The organism is Acinetobacter sp. YH16052 (assembly GCF_013417155.1).
Lineage (GTDB): Bacteria > Pseudomonadota > Gammaproteobacteria > Pseudomonadales > Moraxellaceae > Acinetobacter.
The window spans coordinates 102,420-121,637 of the sequence record NZ_VPEO01000009.1; the positions used below are offsets into that span (position 1 = coordinate 102,420).

20 protein-coding genes are annotated in these 19,218 nt (G+C 42.9%); 7 read left to right on the forward strand and 13 right to left on the reverse strand.

Annotated features, from left to right (window positions below; translation table 11 throughout):
- Positions 1–79: 79 nt before the first annotated feature.
- Together FTV42_RS08240 and FTV42_RS08245 are read right to left on the reverse strand one after the other, a co-directional pair.
- The gene (locus tag FTV42_RS08240) at positions 80–610 is read right to left on the reverse strand and encodes a hypothetical protein (RefSeq protein ID WP_004280428.1); all 531 of its coding nucleotides are present in this window, start codon (positions 608–610) and stop codon (positions 80–82) included.
- A 209-nt stretch (positions 611–819) separates the two neighbouring features.
- Complete coding sequence (locus tag FTV42_RS08245; protein ID WP_180038458.1) at positions 820–1,932, reverse strand: S-(hydroxymethyl)glutathione dehydrogenase/class III alcohol dehydrogenase; 1,113 nt, start codon at positions 1,930–1,932, stop codon at positions 820–822.
- 120 nt (positions 1,933–2,052) lie between these two features.
- Between FTV42_RS08245 and FTV42_RS08250 the strand changes: the two genes are divergently transcribed.
- The 3 genes from FTV42_RS08250 (at position 2,053) to FTV42_RS08260 (ending at position 4,856) form a co-directional block, all read left to right on the forward strand.
- Complete coding sequence (locus FTV42_RS08250) at positions 2,053–3,609, forward strand: phospholipase D family protein (RefSeq protein WP_180038459.1); 1,557 nt, start codon at positions 2,053–2,055, stop codon at positions 3,607–3,609.
- Between the two features lie 167 nt (positions 3,610–3,776).
- Entirely contained in the window at positions 3,777–4,214 is a 438-nt protein-coding gene (locus tag FTV42_RS08255; protein ID WP_004647076.1) for a hypothetical protein, read from the forward strand.
- A gap of 159 nt (positions 4,215–4,373) precedes the next feature.
- Positions 4,374–4,856 carry a pyridoxamine 5'-phosphate oxidase family protein gene (locus FTV42_RS08260; RefSeq protein ID WP_180038460.1) on the forward strand — a complete coding sequence of 161 codons (483 nt, stop codon included), beginning with the start codon at positions 4,374–4,376 and terminating at the stop codon, positions 4,854–4,856.
- An 86-nt stretch (positions 4,857–4,942) separates the two neighbouring features.
- Here the strand turns inward: FTV42_RS08260 and FTV42_RS08265 are convergent, their stop codons facing one another.
- The 7 genes from FTV42_RS08265 to FTV42_RS08295 all read right to left on the reverse strand — a co-directional run bounded on the left by FTV42_RS08265 (position 4,943) and on the right by FTV42_RS08295 (position 11,861).
- Positions 4,943–5,527 (reverse strand): uracil-DNA glycosylase family protein, encoded by a 585-nt coding sequence (locus FTV42_RS08265; protein WP_044108343.1) that lies wholly within the window; start codon positions 5,525–5,527, stop codon positions 4,943–4,945.
- A gap of 32 nt (positions 5,528–5,559) precedes the next feature.
- A complete protein-coding gene (locus tag FTV42_RS08270; RefSeq protein WP_180038461.1) occupies positions 5,560–6,270 on the reverse strand; it encodes an SGNH/GDSL hydrolase family protein in 711 nt (236 codons plus the stop codon).
- Positions 6,271–6,487: 217 nt separating this feature from the next.
- Entirely contained in the window at positions 6,488–7,546 is a 1,059-nt protein-coding gene (locus FTV42_RS08275) for a fatty acid desaturase (protein ID WP_180038462.1), read from the reverse strand.
- A gap of 409 nt (positions 7,547–7,955) precedes the next feature.
- A complete protein-coding gene (locus FTV42_RS08280; protein WP_004280440.1) occupies positions 7,956–8,699 on the reverse strand; it encodes an SDR family oxidoreductase in 744 nt (247 codons plus the stop codon).
- Between the two features lie 52 nt (positions 8,700–8,751).
- A complete protein-coding gene (locus FTV42_RS08285) occupies positions 8,752–9,450 on the reverse strand; it encodes a histidine phosphatase family protein (protein ID WP_004280442.1) in 699 nt (232 codons plus the stop codon).
- Positions 9,447–10,568: a phosphotransferase family protein gene (locus tag FTV42_RS08290; protein WP_180038463.1), complete on the reverse strand. Its 1,122-nt coding sequence runs from the start codon at positions 10,566–10,568 to the stop codon at positions 9,447–9,449. The genes FTV42_RS08285 and FTV42_RS08290 overlap by 4 nt, the downstream gene beginning before the upstream one ends.
- A gap of 51 nt (positions 10,569–10,619) precedes the next feature.
- Positions 10,620–11,861, reverse strand: coding sequence for an acyl-CoA dehydrogenase family protein (locus FTV42_RS08295; protein ID WP_005246147.1), 1,242 nt, complete (start codon positions 11,859–11,861; stop codon positions 10,620–10,622).
- Positions 11,862–11,956: 95 nt separating this feature from the next.
- Here FTV42_RS08295 and FTV42_RS08300 point away from each other — a divergent pair, with 95 nt between their 5' ends.
- Together FTV42_RS08300 and FTV42_RS08305 are read left to right on the forward strand one after the other, a co-directional pair.
- Positions 11,957–12,874 carry a LysR family transcriptional regulator gene (locus FTV42_RS08300; protein WP_180038464.1) on the forward strand — a complete coding sequence of 306 codons (918 nt, stop codon included), beginning with the start codon at positions 11,957–11,959 and terminating at the stop codon, positions 12,872–12,874.
- A 168-nt stretch (positions 12,875–13,042) separates the two neighbouring features.
- A complete protein-coding gene (locus FTV42_RS08305; RefSeq protein WP_180038465.1) occupies positions 13,043–13,648 on the forward strand; it encodes a thermonuclease family protein in 606 nt (201 codons plus the stop codon).
- A 90-nt stretch (positions 13,649–13,738) separates the two neighbouring features.
- Here the strand turns inward: FTV42_RS08305 and FTV42_RS08310 are convergent, their stop codons facing one another.
- From FTV42_RS08310 to FTV42_RS08320, 3 genes are read right to left on the reverse strand one after another with little or no spacing between them, the layout of a single operon-like run.
- Positions 13,739–13,846, reverse strand: coding sequence for a hypothetical protein (locus tag FTV42_RS08310; protein ID WP_004647088.1), 108 nt, complete (start codon positions 13,844–13,846; stop codon positions 13,739–13,741).
- Between the two features lie 9 nt (positions 13,847–13,855).
- A complete protein-coding gene (cydB, locus tag FTV42_RS08315) occupies positions 13,856–14,860 on the reverse strand; it encodes a cytochrome d ubiquinol oxidase subunit II (protein WP_004280450.1) in 1,005 nt (334 codons plus the stop codon).
- The gene (locus tag FTV42_RS08320) at positions 14,857–16,302 is read right to left on the reverse strand and encodes a cytochrome ubiquinol oxidase subunit I (protein ID WP_004280451.1); all 1,446 of its coding nucleotides are present in this window, start codon (positions 16,300–16,302) and stop codon (positions 14,857–14,859) included. Before FTV42_RS08320 ends, cydB begins: the two co-directional genes overlap by 4 nt.
- Before the next feature lie 265 nt (positions 16,303–16,567).
- Between FTV42_RS08320 and FTV42_RS08325 the strand changes: the two genes are divergently transcribed.
- Positions 16,568–17,011: a MarR family winged helix-turn-helix transcriptional regulator gene (locus FTV42_RS08325; protein ID WP_180038466.1), complete on the forward strand. Its 444-nt coding sequence runs from the start codon at positions 16,568–16,570 to the stop codon at positions 17,009–17,011.
- Positions 17,008–18,210 carry an MFS transporter gene (locus tag FTV42_RS08330; protein ID WP_180038467.1) on the forward strand — a complete coding sequence of 401 codons (1,203 nt, stop codon included), beginning with the start codon at positions 17,008–17,010 and terminating at the stop codon, positions 18,208–18,210. Before FTV42_RS08325 ends, FTV42_RS08330 begins: the two co-directional genes overlap by 4 nt.
- Positions 18,211–18,216: 6 nt before the next feature.
- Here the strand turns inward: FTV42_RS08330 and FTV42_RS08335 are convergent, their stop codons facing one another.
- Complete coding sequence (locus FTV42_RS08335; RefSeq protein WP_180038468.1) at positions 18,217–19,197, reverse strand: GlxA family transcriptional regulator; 981 nt, start codon at positions 19,195–19,197, stop codon at positions 18,217–18,219.
- Positions 19,198–19,218 lie beyond the last annotated feature (21 nt).

Here is a 19,218-nt window from a genome sequence, read left to right on the forward strand (position 1 = left end):
TATCACTAAAATTGGTAAAACCCACAAATCTATTGCAGATTTTACCAAAGAAACTTCAGTTTAATCCAAAGATTAAAAATTAACGTGAAACACGATTCCAGGCATCACGTACTGCAAATTTAGCCTGTTCCCAGTTTAAACGTGATTCGCCTTTCATTTGTTCCCATTTCAGTCTCAAATCAGGTTCTACATCTTCAAAACGAGTATGGGCGTCATAACTGCCACGGTTTTCATAACCGACTCGATAGGCCGTATCATAATCACGGTCATAATCCAAATCGCTATAGGTGGTACGGGCATCTGAATAGTATGGCGTATTGATCGAATTATCACGCCAGTAAGCCTGTTCTTCTGTTGGATTTATAGCTTCGCCTACACCTTTACCTGCTAGACCACCAACAACAGCACCGACAACGCCACCGACAGCGACACCCACTGGACCGCCTGCAGCACCAATAGCTGCACCTGCAGCTGCACCACCTGCAGCACCTACACCTGTACCCACAGGATGTGCGCCAGGTTCACCCGTAATTGGATCAGCATTTAAATCATCGCGGACATCTTTAGGCGCATTCTTAATTACATCACGATCAAAATTATCATTCGACATAGAGCTTATCCTTATTCTTTAAAATGGTTTTAGCACGTATCTTCATACGTCCTATTTAATATAAGCATCTGGCATGTAATGACATTAGCAGGCGTGTTTTGTTTCAGTGACTCTCTGTGAGGCTTTCATGCACTAATGTATCCTGAATCAAGTGAAAGCCGCATAAAAAAGACCGGTTTAATACCGGTCTTTTTTAAAATTGAAAAAGCTTAGTCAAAATGAATGACCGTACGGATTGATTTACCTTCATGCATCAAGTCAAAAGCTTCATTGATCTGATCCAGTGGCATGGTATGAGTCACAAAAGGTTCCAGCTGAATTTCACCTTTCATGGATTGCTCTACCATTCCCGGTAATTGTGAACGACCTTTCACCCCACCAAAAGCAGTACCCATCCATTTACGACCTGTGACTAACTGGAATAGACGGGTTGAAATTTCTTTACCTGCTCCGGCTACACCAATAATTACCGACTGACCCCAGCCACGATGCGCACATTCTAGTGCTGAACGCATTACATCTACATTACCGATACATTCGAATGAATGGTCTACCCCCCAACCAGTCATTTCGACGATCACTTGCTGGATCGGCTGATCATAGTCTTTTGGATTCAGGAAATCTGTTGCACCAAACTGTTTCGCCAGTTCAAATTTATCCGGATTGGTATCAATCACAATGATACGGCCGGCTTTGGCCTGACGTGCGCCTTGTACTACAGCAAGACCGATACCACCTAAACCAAATACTGCAACACTGTCACCTTCCTGAACTTTAGCGGTGTTATGCACCGCACCAATACCGGTAGTCACCCCACAACCAAGCAGGCAAACATGCTCATGGTTGGCTTCAGGATTAATTTTTGCCAGAGAAACTTCAGCTACCACGGTATATTCAGAAAAAGTTGAACAACCCATATAGTGATAGATCGGCTCGCCATTATAAGAGAAACGGGTCGTACCATCTGGCATGACACCTTTACCCTGGGTCGCACGCACAGCAACACACAGGTTGGTCTTACCTGATTTACAGAACAAGCATTCGCCACACTCAGCAGTATAAAGCGGAATCACGTGATCGCCCGGTTTCAGGCTGGTGACCCCTTCACCTACTTCAACGACCACACCCGCACCTTCATGACCCAAAATTGCAGGAAATACACCTTCAGGATCTTCACTAGACAAGGTAAATGCATCGGTATGACACACGCCTGTATGGCTAATTTTTACCAGTACTTCACCTGCTTTTGGTGGAGCAACATCCACTTCTACAATTTCTAATGGCTGGCCTGGACCAAACCCAACTGCTGCACGTGATTTCATGTAAAACTGTCTTTTTTTGCTGATTTACAGATGACTAACAGTAACCTCTTTCTATTCGGAGATTCAACTATTAACATCACCAGATAAGGAATAAAAGATCCTATAATTAATGGAACATCAATGACTAAACCTTCGCCCTTTGTATGTTTGAGCATTTTTACTTTTAGCATCATGCTTTCTGGCTGTGAACTGGCTCCCAACACTGCTGAAGAAGCGAAAATTACGCCGGTTCGACCTGCGCACTGGATCGACAATCAACTTTCAAAACAGCAAATTAATAGCGGTAAAACGGCTTTCTTGCCGCTCTATGATGGCTTTATGAGTATGGCAGCACGTCTGCACCTGATTAACAAAGCTAAATATCATCTGGATCTACAATATTACATTTGGAAGGATGATTATATTGGCAATATGATCTTGTCCCAATTACTTAAAGCCGCCGATCGCGGTGTCAAAGTACGGGTTCAGATTGACGATCAAAATGGTACCCAGCTTGATGACAAGCTTCTTGCTCTAAGCCAACATCCAAATTTTGAAGTTCGGATTTTTAATCCCTATAAATTTCGTCATTTACGTGCGCTGGATTATGGCTTCCGGATGAAAAAGGTCAATCATCGCATGCACAATAAATTGATCATTGCGGATGGCACTGCAGCCGTGACCGGCGGCCGCAATATCAGTAGTGAATATTTTGATGCCAGTGAAGATTTTCAGTTCACCGATGTGGATATATTCTTCGCAGGGCAAAGCGTAACAGATGCCAATCAGACCTTTATTAACTTCTGGAATGATGATCTGAGTTATGACGTTCGACAGATCTTGAATGATGCCGGCCATCCTGAAATGCTTAAAAGGCTCAGAACTGAATTTGAACGAGAAGATGTTGACGAAACTGAACTCAAACGCCGGGTGGGCATTGCCGAGAAACAAGTCGAACAACACTTAAAAAAACAACCCATTCACTGGGCGCCGGCTTATTTTGTTGCGGATAGTCCCGCAAAAGCACGCCCCCATGCCAAAAATGGCGATTATATTTATACCCATATGCTCGAACTGATGGGTGAGCCAAAAAAACATCTGGAACTGGTGTCCTCGTACTTTATTCCCACGCAAAAAGGGGCCGACTATTTAACCCGCCGTGCGCAACAAGGTGTGAAAATCAGAATCCTGACCAACTCTTTTCAGGCCAATGATGTGGCTGCGGTGCATGCCTATTATCAGCAATATCGTCAGCAATTATTGAAAAGTGGCATCGAACTCTGGGAATTTAAACCCTACATTGTCCGTCCGGAACGGACCTGGTATGAAATTATGACTGGAGACATCATCCCGGCTAAAAACAAAAATAGCTCCAGTTTGCATGCCAAGTTTTTTGATCTGGATGGCATGGTGTTTGTCGGTTCATTTAATTTTGATCCGCGTTCAGCCTATCTGAATACCGAAGTCGGTCTGGTCATTGAGTCGGAAGATTTTCAGAAGGAAATTACCAGTGCGATGGATCAGTACTTACCACGCGTGGCTTATCAGCTTAAGCTGAATGAAAAAAATGAAATGATTTGGCTAGAACATCAAAAAGATGGCCGTAGCATTCAACATTCACATGATCCGGAAACTACAAAATTCCAGCGTTTTATGATGAATCTGGTGACGAAATTTCCCGGTGAATGGTTAATGTAATGACATTGGAATGACCTTAAAATTACATGCTATGAAAAGCCCGTATTTCGAGAATAGCCGATTAACCTAACTTAGTCCGATCATCTTTTAAAAGGTTTTACAGTCGATTGCGCTTACTTTAGAATTACACTTTTCTCGTATTTTGCGATTGTTCGCCCTCCACTCCCATGCAATTTTTTGATTTAAGCCGTCAGTTTAAGTTCAGTGATATTCTGACGCCTGTAAAAACTCTCCATGATTTATCCCAGCAAGAATGGTATTTGGCCAAAATTCGGGTGGAACATGACTGTCTGTCCGACTCCGATACGGTCGAGGGACAGGTAGTTTTGAAATCCAGTGAAAATATTCAACTTGAACTGGAATGGCTGATTCAGGATAGCGGTTATGAATTACAGGTTTTATTTAAAGGTGTAGAAACCGAAGCCACTGATGAGACCGGTATTATGTTGAAAGGTGCACAACTGGTCGATGAACTGCAGCAAGTACTCTCTGCCCAAGCATTGAGCTTATGGATTGATGGCACTCTTTTGCCGATGTTGCCCGAGATCCGTCAGGAAATTAAAGCACGTTTAAATTTGTGGGATTATGTCGAATACGATGGCTAATCGCCGAGTTTTGCATTTTTTAAAGAGCCTATGGGGCTCTTTTTTATAATCTGAATAACGATTTAGATTGATCAAACTGCCGTAGCTTCAGTTTTTTCAGGCAATGCCGAGCTGGGTAACTTGTTATAAAATTTATAAAAATAATAAGAGAATCAAGGCATGATTTCTGATAATGAATGGCAACAGATTCGCCAGGTGGTCGCTGATGCACAACGGGCCGCCATGCATTGCTCTATTGCAACGGTCAACTCTAAAGGTTTGCCTAGCATTACTCCGATCGGAACTATATTTCTCAACAAAAAGACCAGTACGGGTTTCTTTTTTGATACTTATTCCACTACTTTTTCTGAAAATTTACAGCATCAGCCGATGGCCTGCATACAGGCTGTGAACAGTAGCAAACTGTTTTGGTTTCATTCGTTGCTTAAAGGTAAATTTAAGCGTTATCCAGGAGTACGCTTATATGCAGAAATTGGGCCTTTACGTCCGGCCTCACCTGAGGAAATACAGCAGGTGGAGTCGCGTATTCGAGCTTTAAAATGGACCAAAGGTAGCCAGTTAATCTGGTCCAGCTTTCATCATGTCCGGGAGATTAAAATTAATAGCCATCGCTGGGTTGAATATCCAAATATGAATAAATAAAGCCAATAACTTACAAATAGTAAGTTTATGTCTTGTCTGTAGCCTAAAACCTCTTTAACCATTTTATCTGATTATTGGATTAAATATTAAACTAGACCCACATGTTCAAACATCAATCGGTAACTTTCGGCTTTTTTCTCTAGAGAAACCGGATATGCTCGAGAAGATGAAGGCATGCGATATAAATACAGATCACGTCCGACAAAATGGGCCTCGCTAGGCTGACCAATACTCGGCTTTAAAGTCCCTTCAGGCATAGACAGCATCATGGTGTCTGTGGCCTTGTCGCCTGTGGTCATAATATGATTGCACTGCGGCATTTGGCTGAGTAGTTGCTCAATATTGGTAGGTACTACAATTTCCAAAAATTTGTCTGAAGCATTGCCCTTTAAACGCCGGATCTGATAGCCACTATCAAAAATCGCAATCCCCGTTTCTGTTAAAAACTCCCGGATCAATTGTTCCTGAAATTTTTTATTGGGTAGATCTAAAAAGTAATCTTTATTTTCAAAGAAAATCAGTCCAAAAATCCGCCACATATCATTTTGATAGTTTGGATAATAAAAGTTCATTTTCCAGCGTGTGGCAGGTGGCGGAAAACTACCCAACATCAGTAATTTGGCATTGGGCGGTAAAAATGGCGGTAGCGGATGAGTTTCAATATCAGACATAGAATTAACTAAATTGAGAGATTCCAACTATTTTAGAAGGTCTTCCGAATCTTGCCAGCTACTTCTTGTCCCCAAAGTGTATAAACTTCCTTACTCGGATGAAAACCATCTGCAGCCATTTGCAAATTCATGGCACGATACTTCTCAATATCGTATTCAATCCATTGCATATTCACTTGCTGATTCACAAAATTTTCCAGTTGCTGGTTCATCTGTTTAGCATACTGGCCAAATAGCCAAGCCAAAGGATTTGGTAACGCCGGAAACATATTCATTGGCGGCACACCGGCAGCAATGATCAGTCTCGGACCAAATTTTTTCTGGATTTTGCTATAAAGCTGTTCCTGCTTCTGAATCCAGACCTCGGCAGGCATCAGTTTGGTCACATCATTGACGCCAACTGATGTGATGATTACATCATAGTGCTTGACTTCAATCTGGTCCAAAACATGAATTACTTTTGAGCTGGTATCGCCCGTTTTGGCCTGTAATTTCCAGTCAATTTCAAAGTCATTTTTCAGTTCATGCAGAATTGCACCCAGTAATGCATCATCCTGATGTTCTACTCCCACGCCTGCCGCTGCGGAATCTCCTAAAATGAGCAAAGAAAGTTTTTTACCTGTTCCAGTTCGGCCTTCACGTTTTCCCTGTGGTTCAGGCAACTTCAAGGTATTTTTCTTGACACGATTACCCTGAATGACAAGTGCAGGAATCAAGGCAATGGTGGCGGCTTTCAGCAACATAGCGGGCTAATTTATATAGGGATATACTTAATTTTACCTGAGTTTATTCTTTTGAACTATTTCCTCAACAGTCATTTTAAATGAATGTTCATCTAAATTTAACTAAGATAGGATTCTTGCAAAATACAGGCTTATACATCTTGCCATTGGGTAAAACATCAAGGATAAATATAAAAAAATCCCGCTTAAAAACGGGATTTCTTATGGAAATTAAAGCTTAGATTTTATAGTCATTCCAGCGATTCATACGCTTAAAAGTTCCCACATCATTAAAACGCACGCCCACTTCTTTCATTACTTTATGCGCCGTTTTGGACGTCAGTTGACGGATATAAAATGGCTCTTTGACCACAAAATGATGAATCGCATGGGTCGAACCAAAATTACAGCAGAATAACTGGAACGGAACCATCCACCATGGATTGAGCACTTGGGTTTGTTTGATCACATCACGTGGATCAATATCGCCATAGTAATGCATATTTGAGCTGACAAACTGCAAGCTAAAAGAACGGATAAAGTTCGGAATCACCCAGATGACTGCTAGCAGATTTACGATCGGCATCGCGTCGACAATGCCTTGCGACCAGAGCATCTCATAACCGAATAGTGGTGTAACCGCATTTAAACCATGAAAGACCATAAACAGGTAGCACAATCCATAGTAAATAATGCTGAGAGGTAGAAAGCCGAGTAACTGAGAAATCATGGCAATTTTACGTTCTTTTTCAGGCTGTTTTTCCAGAAAAAGATGAATCATTTTAAACATCTGAAATGGACGCAAATACACTGACATCAACTGGTCACTAATCACCAGAATTCGGCGAATGCCCCAAGGCATACCATTACTGATGCCACGCTCTTCCAGGTCATGTTCAGTGCCTGAATATTTATGATGATGCAAATGTAAACGATGACGTGCCCATGGACTAATCGTGTTTGGACGTGCCAGCCAGACCAGTGCCAGCATCAAATGATGTGCCCAAGGTGTTTTTTTGAAATACATATAATGAATGAGGTCATATTCCAATTCATGGGTCAATGACGCAAAAATCGCAATCGAGGGAATGGTAAACCATGCTGAGAGATAACCGGTTCCATATGCTACCGCGCATGCAATCATACCTGCGCAAGCAAAGCCTAAAATACTCGCACCGATAAAGTTCTGATGTTTGAGTATGGGATAACGAGCACGCACCTCTTCCCCGGCCTGGGTAACGATACTTCTGACCTTGCAGATTCGCTGCTGGTCAGTCATATCCGCAGATGTAGACATATGGACAACCTTTAATTTCTGAACGGTTGTACATTAAAAAAAATTCTAAAAAAGAGAAGTTATCTTTCCACTTTTAGAGTGAGTATGTCTAAGTTTTGGACAGTTTGGAAAAGTTCTTAAAATTGGCGAAAATTAGGAAAAGTAAAAGATGGTCTTTCTCATGAAACGAAAATTTAAAAGTAATTGATTTAATTGCAAATTCATCAATAAAATAAAAATATAATTTTTGATAATTTAAAACTTTATTTTAATAATCAATATATTAGGATTTATAAGATTTCGCTTTTTTGTAAATTCAAGCTATACATTTTTTAGAAAAAAATACTGATTCAGAAATTTTTCTCAGTTTGTCATAAAAAATAAAAAGAGAAGCGCTCTAGCTTCTCTTTTTATAGATCTAAGAGCGCTTTTAACCTAACTTGTTCACCAGTTTAAGTGGTAATACTTTCATGGCTAGACCGAGTGGCAACCAAGGCCATTTCGGCACATAAGCCTTAACTGGTGCTTTTTCAATTTCTGCTGCCAATAAACGCGAACCAGTTTTTTCATCTACTTCAAAAGGTAGCTTTTTTGCCCCTTCATTAATTTCAGTACGAATATATCCTGGGAAAATGGTGGTCACTTTTATTGGCGTATCGATCAATTCAGCTCGAATGCCTTCCGCTAAATGAGCCACGCCGGCCTTACTTGCACCATAAGCCGTTAAATGTTTTGGCATACCGCGCATTGCACTCATAGATGAAATCATCACCAGATGGCCAGAGTTTTGTGCACGGAAGATTTCAACTGCAGCTTCACATTGTGCTAATGCCGAAATAAAGTTGGTTTCAACCGTGGCTTTATTGATAGCAAAATTACCTTTACCAATCCGGCGGCCCTCACCGACACCAGCATTCACAATAACTCGGTCAATGGTGCCAAAGTCTTCTTTAAAAGCACGAAACACTTCAAACACTTGATCGTAATCGGTGACATCTAGTGTTTTGGCAATGACTTTGATGCCATATTGGCTTTCCAGTTCCTGCTTTAAGATTTCCAGACGCTCCAAACGACGTGCACAAATCGCCAGGTTATAGCCTTTTTTCGCAAATTCACGTGCCATACCGGCGCCGATCCCTGAACTTGCACCGGTAATTAAAATTGTTTTAGCCATGTATTTACCCTATTCCTTTATTTTTCTAGCGTATTAGGTTTTCAATCTCATTTTAAATCCAGGTCAATAAGTCTGGACGCTGTGCTTTAATAAAATGATGTTCATTTAAACTGAGTAGTTGCGGTTCATTACCCACCAGACGTAGTGTCGTGATACTGGTATTGGTAATCGCCCAGTTCAGAGCAAAGGTTTTCTCCGGACTAAGGCCCAAAATTTTGCCTACAGCCACAGAAATCACCCCACCTGAGGTATAAACTACTGCATAGCGTGGTCGGCTTTTGGACAACTGGTCACACAGATTTTCTAAGCCGCTTTCCACGCGTGCTTTGAAACTTGGCCAAGATTCATCATATTCATGGTGATAATCATCGCCAGTCCAGCGTGCAATTGCACCGCTAAAAATCTTGCTCAGATAATCCCGTGGATTTTCATGTTCTGATACATCCTGTTTCAGCAATTCAGGCTGATTAAAGCGCGGCTCATAACGGGCGAATACCTGCTGATGATTAAATTCATTCCAGGCACTATCGGTCAGAATCTCACTTTCCGGAAAACATTTGTCCAGTGATAATTGCGCTGTCTGTTGATGGCGTTGCATGGAACCAGCCACCACATAAGGCGCTTCTTTCAGGATTTCTTCAAAATATCGACCCAAAAGCTTTGCCTGTAACTCGCCGTTGGGCGAAAGTTGATCGTAACTTTCTGCGCCAAAAGAGGCCTGGCCATGCCGGATCAAGTAAATGGTAGTCATTTTGGCATTATCTCTTTAAATTTAAGCACATACTTTTGTGCAATCTCATTGGCTTCCAGTTTTTGCTTGCCAATCAGTTTTAAGGCACGAATATGCAAGGCATGAATCACCACCCAGAAATCCTTGAATGCTGGATTATTAGTCTGTTTATGGTAATAACGATAATAGATCTGCTGGGCAATGACCGCGAGACGGAATACACCAAACACCTCATAAAATGTCCAGTTCTCAGGCTGCAAACCGGTTTTTCCCAAATAGTAATCCACCACTTCTTTACGGGTGAACATGCCTTTTAAATTGGTCGGCTGACGACGTGTTGCTTTAAAAATGGCATTATCAGTATCTTCCACCCAATAAGCCAAGGCAGAACCTAGGTCCATCAGCGGATCGCCGAGGGTTGCCATTTCCCAATCCAGTACACCAATCACTTCCGTTGGATTTTCTGGATTCAAGATGACATTATCAAAACGCCAGTCATTATGAATGACACAGGTTTTAGAATCTGAAGGAATATTATCTTTAAGCCAGTTGCGTACATATTTAAAGGATGGAACATTAAGCGTTTTGGCCTTTTCATAACGGCCATCCCAGCCTTCTACTTGGCGGCGACAATAGCCTTCACCCTTACCGAGATTTTCAAGTTCAGTCCCTTGATAAGGCACCTGATGCAGTTCGATCAGTTTATCAATCACATTGATACATAAAATCCGGATATCGGATTCAGTAAGCTGCAGCTCAGGTGGTATTTTGGCGCGAGGGATAATTCCTTCCAGACGTTTCATGACATAGAAATCACAGCCAATCACTGATTCATCCTGACAAAGCGCCACCATTTCAGGCACCACCGGATAATGTTCAGACAAGGCTTTTTGTACATGATATTCACGTGCCATATCATGGGCTGATTTGGCTTTGGTACCTTGCGGCGGACGACGTAAAATTAGATCGGCATTGGTATACTGTAAACGGTAGGTCCAGTTTGAAGCTCCGCCTGAATATTGGGTCACTTGCACAGGGCCTTCAGCATTCACATTTTGCTGAATTAGCCAATTGGTGATGGCTTGTACATCCAGTTCTTCACCTGCACGAACTGCTCCACCTACATCAATAACCGCCATAATTTTTCCTTAAAATTTTTTAATACGTTGCAATCTTCTATTTAAGCCAGTTTATTTTTTGTGGCGTGTACTGTAGCCACGTTTTGCCAGTTCCAGTTTGGCAATCATGCCCTTATGCACTTCATCCGGGCCATCAGCCAAACGTAAGGCACGTGCCTGGGCAAAGAATCCGGTCAGTGGCGTATCACGAGAGACACCGGCACCGCCGTGGATCTGGATTGCCATATCGACAACTTTTTCCAGCACACTTGGCGCAACGACTTTAATTGCAGAAATTTCAGTCAGTGCCGCCATATTCCCTAAAGTATCCATTTTATAGGCGGCATACAAGGTCAAAAGGCGTGCCTGATCAATTGCAACCCGGGCTTCCGCGACACGTTCCAGATTGCCACCGAGTTTTAAAATCTCTTTGCCAAATGCGCTACGGCTCATACCACGGTCAATCATCAACTCTAAGGATTTTTCCGCAGCGCCAATACAGCGCATGCAATGATGAATACGGCCTGGTCCTAAACGACCTTGAGCAATTTCAAAACCCTGACCGGCGCCACCAATAAAATTCGCTACCGGAACGCGGACATTTTCAAAACTGACTTCGCCGTGGCCATGTGGTGCATCGTAGTCACCAAATACAGGTAGCATGCGTTCGATTTTAACGCCGGCAGTATCCACAGGAACTAAAACCATCGAATGCTGATGATGACGGTCTTTTGTTTCATCTGGAGTATGCGCCATAAAAATAATGATTTTGGCGTTAGGATCGCCCAGACCTGATGACCACCATTTACGGCCATTCAAAACAATCTCATTACCTTCCACCATCGCCGTTGCCTGCATATTGGTGGCATCACTGGATGCAACTGCAGGTTCAGTCATACAAAAGACTGAACGGATTTTTCCTTCTAAAAGTGGCATCAGCCATTCTTGTTTTTGTTCTTCAGAACCATAACGCCACAATACTTCCATATTGCCGCTATCTGGCGCATTACAGTTAAATACGACTGGTGCAATCAGACTACGACCTGAAAGTTCGGCAATATGTGCATATTCCTGAACTGATAAACCTTGGCCACGTTCAGGACAAGGGAGAAACATATTCCAGAGGCCAGCTGCCTTGGCTTTGGCTTTTAAGCTTTCCAGTTCTGCTGGCCATTGCCATTTGGTCCAGTCACCGCCTTGATTCAACTCATGAACCTGCTGCCAGAAATCAGCTTCAACTGGTTCAATTTCCTCAGCAATAAATTTTTTGGTTCTATTTAAATAATCTTGTGCACGTGCTGAAAGCTCAAACATCTCTTTTATCCCTCTAAATATTCTAATTCATACGCTTTACAACACCTTAACCCAAAACCTATTATGAATAAAATGATTTTAACCCATACAATATTATGCATTATATTCATTCCAAAACAGTCATGGACCTGCGAAATTTTCATCGTATCGACATTAACCTTTATCCGCTTTTTATGGCAATTTATGAGCAGAATAGTATTTCTAAAGCTGCACAGATTTTATCAGTTAGCCAGTCTGCTGCCAGTCATGCTCTGCAACGTTTAAGACAGCATTTACAAGATGATTTATTTGTACGTACTGGTAGCAAAATGCAGCCTACGCCGTTTGCGGAACAGATCTATCCTGAGCTGAAGAATGCACTTTTTTCGATTCAAAATATTTCAATACAGCATCAGCAGTTCAGACCAGAAATGATTCAGAGTTTGAAAATTGCCGTTCATGATGAAATTGAGCCAATGATCTTTCCCAGACTCGTTCAGCACTTTCAGCAACTCAATCTGGAAATTCAACTTAGCAGCATGAAGCTGGACCGTAAAAATATAGCAGCAGACCTCGCCTCTCAACAGATTGATTTTGTCATAGATCTGGAACAAAACATTGCTGAAAAAATCCAGTTTGAACGCCTGGTGCAAGATGAATTTGTAGTGTGTACACAATTAACAGAAATGAATGAGCAGATTTATCTTGCCTCGCCTCATATTGGCGTGTCATCACGCCGTACTGGTGTTTTGGTTGAAGATATTTATTTAAGTCGGAAACAATATTCACGACAGATTTTTTTACGCTGTCAGCATTACTCAACTGCTCTGCAAATTCTGGAGCAGCAAAAGACAGCCATGCTGACTATTCCTAAAAATGTATTGACGCATTTACAATTGGCTACCAGTCTAAACATTTTTGAAGTCCCTGTGGAACTGCCGAAAATTAATATGGGGATGTATTGGCATAAGGATTTGCAAGAGAATAAAAGACATCAATTTTTGAGAAGTGAAATTTATAAAATTTTTACTTAGGCTATTTATAAAGGAATGCAAGTTTACTTAGGCTATTTTTATATAAGCTTAGATGGTTGCATCTTCATCTTTTCAGTAGAAAAATATACTTAGGCTATTTTAGCTGGTACAAAACTAAACACTGAGTGATTAGCTTTTAAGCCGTAGATCTACTGGCTTTGCTCTAAAATGGCTCGACTTTTAGCTGTGATTTTACAGCTGGTTTTGCTGATTTGGATCTTGCCTTTGTTAAATCTCTCCATCACCTGGCAAATTGTGCTGGGCCTCGTACTGCTGTGTTTTTCTTATTATCTGCTGCATAAAATTACAGTTTATTTAAAAGATGTTTTCCGCCCCTTTAAGAAAGGCAAAAAATACTGGTGCTGTGTAAAAGCCGTAAGTGATGGTGATACCCTCACCTGCTACCGTTTTAATATTCGTCGCTCTGAGACCAAATTGCGCTTTGCTTTTGTCGATGCCCCTGAATCATCACAAGCCTATGGCAAGGAATCGCAACGTCTGGTCAAAAGCATGGTGAATAATAAAATGGTTCGGGTCAAGATAACCGACATTGACCGTTATGGTCGCTGTGTGGGTGTCGTCTATCGCAAAAATATCAATGAAGAGATTGTCAAACGTGGTGCAGCGTGGGTCTATGAAGAATATATCAAAGATAAAAACCATTTACGCTATATGATGGAGCTGCAAAATAAAGCTAAGAAACAGAAAAAAGGCCTTTGGAAAGGCAGTCGCCCTGTACGTCCAAGTGTTTATCGTAAGCAGGTAAAATCGTAAATTTGATTTTGTCAAAGATGAATTGCAAATGATAAAAAGTGATCAGGACATTCTGATCACTTTTTTTTCACTCATTTTAGTTTTACTAATTTAATAAGCCAAATGCACCAGAAAGCGGAATGCGCCAGCAATCAGGGCCAGCGTTAAAAATCCTGCCAGCCACAACCCTACAAACCATAATGCCTGTTTGCCTTTCATGACCACTCCTTAATGATAGCCATCATCGCCGACCCTGACCTTATGCCGGAATACCCAATAGGACATACCGGTATAAATCACAATAATTGGAATCAGGATCAAGGCGCCAATCAAGGCAAATAGCTGGCTATTTTCATGCGCTGCTGCCTGCCAGATAGTCACGCTTGGCGGAATAATATATGGCCATAGACTGATCAAGAATCCGGTATAGGCAAGGAAAACCAGAACAAGCATATAGGTAAATGGGCCTAATTCACTGCGCCTTTTACAGGCACGTAAGGCCAGCCAGGTAAATAGCAGAACCAGAACTGGAACTGGCATAAAATAGGTGAATTGTGGCTGACTAAACCAGCGTTCGGCAATCTGTGGATGGGTCAACGGCGTATAAATACTGACAGCACCCAATATGATCAGCAAGGCCATAATCAGCTTAGGCATCAGTTTAAACATTCGATCCTGCAAGTCATCTCCGGTTTTATAAATCAGCCAGCCACAGCCTAATGCCGCATAGAGCACCACCACACTGATTCCGGTAAAGATACTGAATGGAGTGAGCCAGTCCAGACCACCCCCAACATAGACACCATTTCGGGTTTCAATCCCCTGAATATAGGCCCCTAAAATCATGCCTTGCAGGAAACTAGTGATCGCAGAACCACCGATAAAGGCTTTATCCCACCAATGCTTACTGCGGTTTGCCTTGAAGCGGAACTCAAAAGCCACGCCGCGGAAAATTAAGGCAATCACCATCAGAATAATTGGCATATACAGTGCCGAGAGTACGGTCGAGTAAGCAAGTGGGAAAGCTGCAAATAACCCTGCACCACCCAGTACCATCCAGGTTTCATTGCCATCCCAGACCGGAGCCACGGTATTCATCATGACATCACGTTCATCCTGATGCGGAAAGAAAGGAAACAAGATGCCGATGCCCAGATCGAAACCATCGAGAATGGTATAAATCAATACACCCAAACCAATAATCACAATCCAGATTAATGATAAATCAATCATTTTTTGTCCTCCTGATCCGGTTGTTCAGGAACTTCTTCGATACGTTCGCGAATACTACTTAATGGTCGACGCGAGGCCTGAACCACATCGCTATCTGATTCATGATCTGGTCGGGTATGAATAAAATCCGGGCCTTTGTGCATCAGGCGCAACATGTAGTAAATCCCGATACCAAATACTACACAGTAGACAACTACAAAAATAATCAGGGTCAGCCCCACCTGTTCAGCGGAAACCGGAGACAATGCATCCTTGGTTCGCATGATGCCGTAGACTACCCAAGGCTGACGGCCGACTTCTGTGGTAAACCATCCCGCAAGCATGGCAATAAATCCGGAAGGTCCCATAATCAGGGCAAATCGGTGCAATGCACGGGACTCATAAAAGCGACCACGGGTACGTGCCCATGCTCCCCATAACGCCAGTAACAGCATCAATACGCCGAGTCCGACCATAATCCGGAAGCTCCAGAACACCACCAGCGAATTCGGCCGGTCTTCAGGCGCAAAGTCTTTAAGTCCTGTAACCTTTCCATCCATCGAGTGGGTTAGAATCAGGCTACCCAAGTTGGGAATTGCGACTGCATATTTGGTTTCTTCGGCCTCCATATCTGGAATACCAAAGAGATATAAGGGCATGCCTTCGTCATGATTGGTTTCCCAGTGCCCTTCCATGGCTGCAAGTTTGGCTGGCTGATGTTCAAGGGTATTAATACCGTGCATATCACCGACGATGACCTGTAAGGGCGCGAGTACCAGAAGCAGCCACATCGCCATGGAAAATGAAGTCTTGACCAGTGCATCACGACGGCCTTTGATGAGGTGCCATGCGGCTGTAGCAGCGACCAGTAAGGCGGAAACCAGAAAGGCAGCCATGGCCATATGGGCCAGACGATAAGGGAAAGATGGGTTAAACACGATAGCAAGCCAGTCTTGCGGAACAATCAGGCCATTTTCAATCGCAAAGCCTTGTGGGGTCTGCATCCAGCTATTGGAAGATAGAATCCAGAACATGGAAATACAGGTGCCTATCGCAACCATCAAGGTCGAGAAAAAGTGCGCCTTTGGTCCCACTCGCCCCCAGCCAAATAACATGATGCCCAGAAAGCCCGCTTCCAGAAAGAAAGCGGTGAGTACTTCATAGGCCAATAAAGGTCCAGTCACGCTGCCTGCCACCCGGGAAAACTCACTCCAGTTGGTTCCAAACTGGTAGCTCATGACCACACCAGAGACGACACCCATCCCGAATGCCACAGCGAAAATTTTCACCCAGAATTTGAATAGATCCTGAAAAATCGGATTTTGGGTTTTGAGCCAGCGCCATTCCAGAATGGCCAGAAAGCTGGCCAAGCCAATAGAAATTGCCGGAAAAATGATATGAAAAGATACAGTAAAGGCGAACTGTATTCGTGCTAACTCTAATGCAGTTAAACCCAGAGTCATAAGCTTCACCTATGCATTGTTATTTGGCATCTTTGCCCTTCAATTTTTAAGTCATGAATTTTTCTAGTGATATGGCTAGCTTAGGCGTGGCTGTTATAAAAAGTATGTAGTCTTTTGTTGATTATTTTTTAATCAGGTTAAACTATGTAACTCTTGCTGATAAAGAAAATATTACTCTGAATAATTTTTAAAACTCTCCTCTTGAGCTTTAGATAAAACAGGCGTAAATTAGGCCTAAATTTAGTTACCCAGGTTAACTAACCATATGTTTTCCGAATCTCCCCGACTTCGTACGCTGTTATTACGCTGCGCACGACTGATGAGCGATGAGATCAATACGATCTTGTTGTCATCTCAATTAAATTATTCCTTATGGCAGGTGTTATACGTCATCCAGTCAAAGCAACAATGCACGCTGGCAGATATTTCCAGTTATCTCAATGTATCCAAGCCCGGTATTACTAAGCGGATTCAGCAACTGGTTGAACTCGATCTGATTGCCCAACTCGAAACTGAAGACAAACGTCAAAAGCTGTTCAAGTTGAGTGAGCAAGGAATTGAGACCTTTGCGATGTGTTCCAAACAGATCGATGCATTTGAAGATCAGTTGCTTGAGCACATTGCATCAGATGATCTTGAAGGCAGTAAAAATACCTTGATGCAACTCATTCAGCAGTTATATCCCTCATCTCAGGACAGACCTCAATGAGCCAAGAACAAGAAGCGCCTTTATGGACGCCCAATTTTATCCTGATCAGTCTGGTGAATTTCCAGCTGGTTCTGGTGTTCTACTTACTGGTGATTGTGATTGTCGGCTACTCAGTGGCTGAGCTAGGGGCTTCGACTGCACAAGCCGGTCTGGTATCAGGTCTGTTTATTGTCGGCACCCTATTCGGACGATTATTGATCGGAAAATTACTGAATCGGCTGGGTTTGAAAAATACGCTTGTCATTGGCCTGACTGGCTTTCTGCTCTTTTCCGGACTGTATATGATTCCGGCCAAGCTGGAAGTTTTATTGGGTATCCGCCTAATACACGGTTTTATGATGGGTATGGCTTCTACTGTACTGGGTACAGTGATTGCACAGACCATTCCTTCCACACGGCGTGGTGAAGGAATTGGATATTTCAGCATGAGCAGCACCCTTGGCACAGCGATTGGTCCCTTTGCCGGAATCTGGCTGATGACAAATTTTAATTATCAGGTAATTTTCATCTTTACCAGTATTGTTGCGCTCAGCTGCCTGATCTGTGGGCTATTTATCCAGCCACCACGCCTTAAGGCAAGTCATTCGTCAGCAGTCTCTACTCCGCAAAGCACCAGCAAACTGGCTCAGTATATTGAACCGAATGCGCTACCGATTGCACTGATTGTACTGCTGGTGGCTACTTCTTATTCAGGCATATTGTCGTTTATTCACTTTTATGCCAAAGACATTAATCTGGTCGAAGCAGCATCATTCTTTTTCTTAATGTATGCCTTTGCCATTTTGCTGTCGCGTCCTTTTACTGGCCCCTTAATGGACCGTAAAGGTGAAAATATCATTATCTATCCTGCCATTGTGATTATGGCACTGGGAATATTGCTACTCAGTCAGGCGCAAAATTCTGTGATGTTACTCACTAGTGCAGCGTTACTCGGTTTTGGTTTTGGGAATATCCAGTCAGTGTGTCAAACCATTGCGGTGAAAAGTACAACATTGCAGCGTATGGGTCTAGCAACCTCAACCTTCTTTATTGCCCTGGATGCCGGTCTTGGTTTTGGCCCGTATTTCCTGGGTATGCTGCTGGACCAGATTGGTTATCGCCAGCTTTATCTGTTCTCGGCGCTGCTCACCCTAAGCTGTCTGGCCTGGTATTACCTTCTGCATGGCCGTAAAGCAGGAAAAGTACAGCCTTCTCATTAAAAGCTTTTAAAAGCGCCGACTAAACCGGCGCCGATATTCCAACGGCGTCAGACCGGTTTTTTTATGAAATAAACGGCGGAATGAACTTGGATCCTGATAGCCGACATTTTGCATAATCACATCCACAGCTTGATCGGTTTCTTCCAGTCGTTTACGTGCGGCTTCAATCCGGATCGCTTGTAGATATTGATTGGGCGGTATGTCTAAGGCTTGTTTAAAGCGTCGAATCAGGGTTCGGCCAGTCACATTAAACTGCTCTGCCAGCTGGTTCAAACTAAAATCTTCATGAAAATGCTGCTCTAGCCAGTTCTGGATTTTTTGTACCAGTTCATCATGGTGCGGCTGGCCAATATTCAGCAATGAATAAGACAACTGGCTATCACGGCGGTAATCAATTACGAAAGATTTAGCCGATTGCATGGCCACCTCAAAGCCATACAAGCGCTCAATCAGATGCAAACCCAGGTCAAACCAGGCCAGGCCTCCACCTGCACAATAGATATTCTGATCCCGGCTAATCATCAGATCGGCATTCAGTTTCACCTTAGGATAGCGTGAACGAAACACTTCCTGAAAACCCCAATGTGTTGTTGCAATCCGGTCATCTAAAATGCCTGCTTCTGCCAGAAAAAAATTCCCCGTACAGTTTCCTGCAATTAAAGTCGCCTCTGCATGTGCAGATTTTAAAAAATGAATCAGTTCTGGATTCTGTTGCAATACATCCTGAATCGGTGCAGCGATGGTCGGTACCACCAGAATATCTGCAGTTTGAATCTCTTGATAAGAAAAATGTGCCTGCAACTGCAGCCCATTGATACACCGAATCGGATGTCCCTCCGGACTGGCGATACTCACCTTAAACAGGCGCTGTACATCCTGCTGCTGGATCCGGTTCCAGCTTACGCCAGCCATGGCAAATAAATCGACCACGCCCGTAATGGCCGAAGCCAGTGCCCCATCAAAGCCTAAAATCACCACATCTTGCATATTTTTTTATTTGTCACTTTT

What these genes read in the sequence shown, in the direction of transcription:
- FTV42_RS08240 (WP_004280428.1), bottom strand. Translation starts at nt 610, where the DNA reads ATGTCGAATGATAATTTTGATCGTGATGTAATTAAGAATGCGCCTAAA.
- FTV42_RS08245 (WP_180038458.1), bottom strand. Translation starts at nt 1,932, where the DNA reads ATGAAATCACGTGCAGCAGTTGGGTTTGGTCCAGGCCAGCCATTAGAA.
- FTV42_RS08250 (WP_180038459.1), top strand. Translation starts at nt 2,053, where the DNA reads ATGACTAAACCTTCGCCCTTTGTATGTTTGAGCATTTTTACTTTTAGC.
- FTV42_RS08255 (WP_004647076.1), top strand. Translation starts at nt 3,777, where the DNA reads ATGCAATTTTTTGATTTAAGCCGTCAGTTTAAGTTCAGTGATATTCTG.
- FTV42_RS08260 (WP_180038460.1), top strand. Translation starts at nt 4,374, where the DNA reads ATGATTTCTGATAATGAATGGCAACAGATTCGCCAGGTGGTCGCTGAT.
- FTV42_RS08265 (WP_044108343.1), bottom strand. Translation starts at nt 5,527, where the DNA reads ATGTCTGATATTGAAACTCATCCGCTACCGCCATTTTTACCGCCCAAT.
- FTV42_RS08270 (WP_180038461.1), bottom strand. Translation starts at nt 6,270, where the DNA reads ATGTTGCTGAAAGCCGCCACCATTGCCTTGATTCCTGCACTTGTCATT.
- FTV42_RS08275 (WP_180038462.1), bottom strand. Translation starts at nt 7,546, where the DNA reads ATGTCTACATCTGCGGATATGACTGACCAGCAGCGAATCTGCAAGGTC.
- FTV42_RS08280 (WP_004280440.1), bottom strand. Translation starts at nt 8,699, where the DNA reads ATGGCTAAAACAATTTTAATTACCGGTGCAAGTTCAGGGATCGGCGCC.
- FTV42_RS08285 (WP_004280442.1), bottom strand. Translation starts at nt 9,450, where the DNA reads ATGACTACCATTTACTTGATCCGGCATGGCCAGGCCTCTTTTGGCGCA.
- FTV42_RS08290 (WP_180038463.1), bottom strand. Translation starts at nt 10,568, where the DNA reads ATGGCGGTTATTGATGTAGGTGGAGCAGTTCGTGCAGGTGAAGAACTG.
- FTV42_RS08295 (WP_005246147.1), bottom strand. Translation starts at nt 11,861, where the DNA reads ATGTTTGAGCTTTCAGCACGTGCACAAGATTATTTAAATAGAACCAAA.
- FTV42_RS08300 (WP_180038464.1), top strand. Translation starts at nt 11,957, where the DNA reads ATGCATTATATTCATTCCAAAACAGTCATGGACCTGCGAAATTTTCAT.
- FTV42_RS08305 (WP_180038465.1), top strand. Translation starts at nt 13,043, where the DNA reads ATGGCTCGACTTTTAGCTGTGATTTTACAGCTGGTTTTGCTGATTTGG.
- FTV42_RS08310 (WP_004647088.1), bottom strand. Translation starts at nt 13,846, where the DNA reads ATGAAAGGCAAACAGGCATTATGGTTTGTAGGGTTGTGGCTGGCAGGA.
- cydB (WP_004280450.1), bottom strand. Translation starts at nt 14,860, where the DNA reads ATGATTGATTTATCATTAATCTGGATTGTGATTATTGGTTTGGGTGTA.
- FTV42_RS08320 (WP_004280451.1), bottom strand. Translation starts at nt 16,302, where the DNA reads ATGACTCTGGGTTTAACTGCATTAGAGTTAGCACGAATACAGTTCGCC.
- FTV42_RS08325 (WP_180038466.1), top strand. Translation starts at nt 16,568, where the DNA reads ATGTTTTCCGAATCTCCCCGACTTCGTACGCTGTTATTACGCTGCGCA.
- FTV42_RS08330 (WP_180038467.1), top strand. Translation starts at nt 17,008, where the DNA reads ATGAGCCAAGAACAAGAAGCGCCTTTATGGACGCCCAATTTTATCCTG.
- FTV42_RS08335 (WP_180038468.1), bottom strand. Translation starts at nt 19,197, where the DNA reads ATGCAAGATGTGGTGATTTTAGGCTTTGATGGGGCACTGGCTTCGGCC.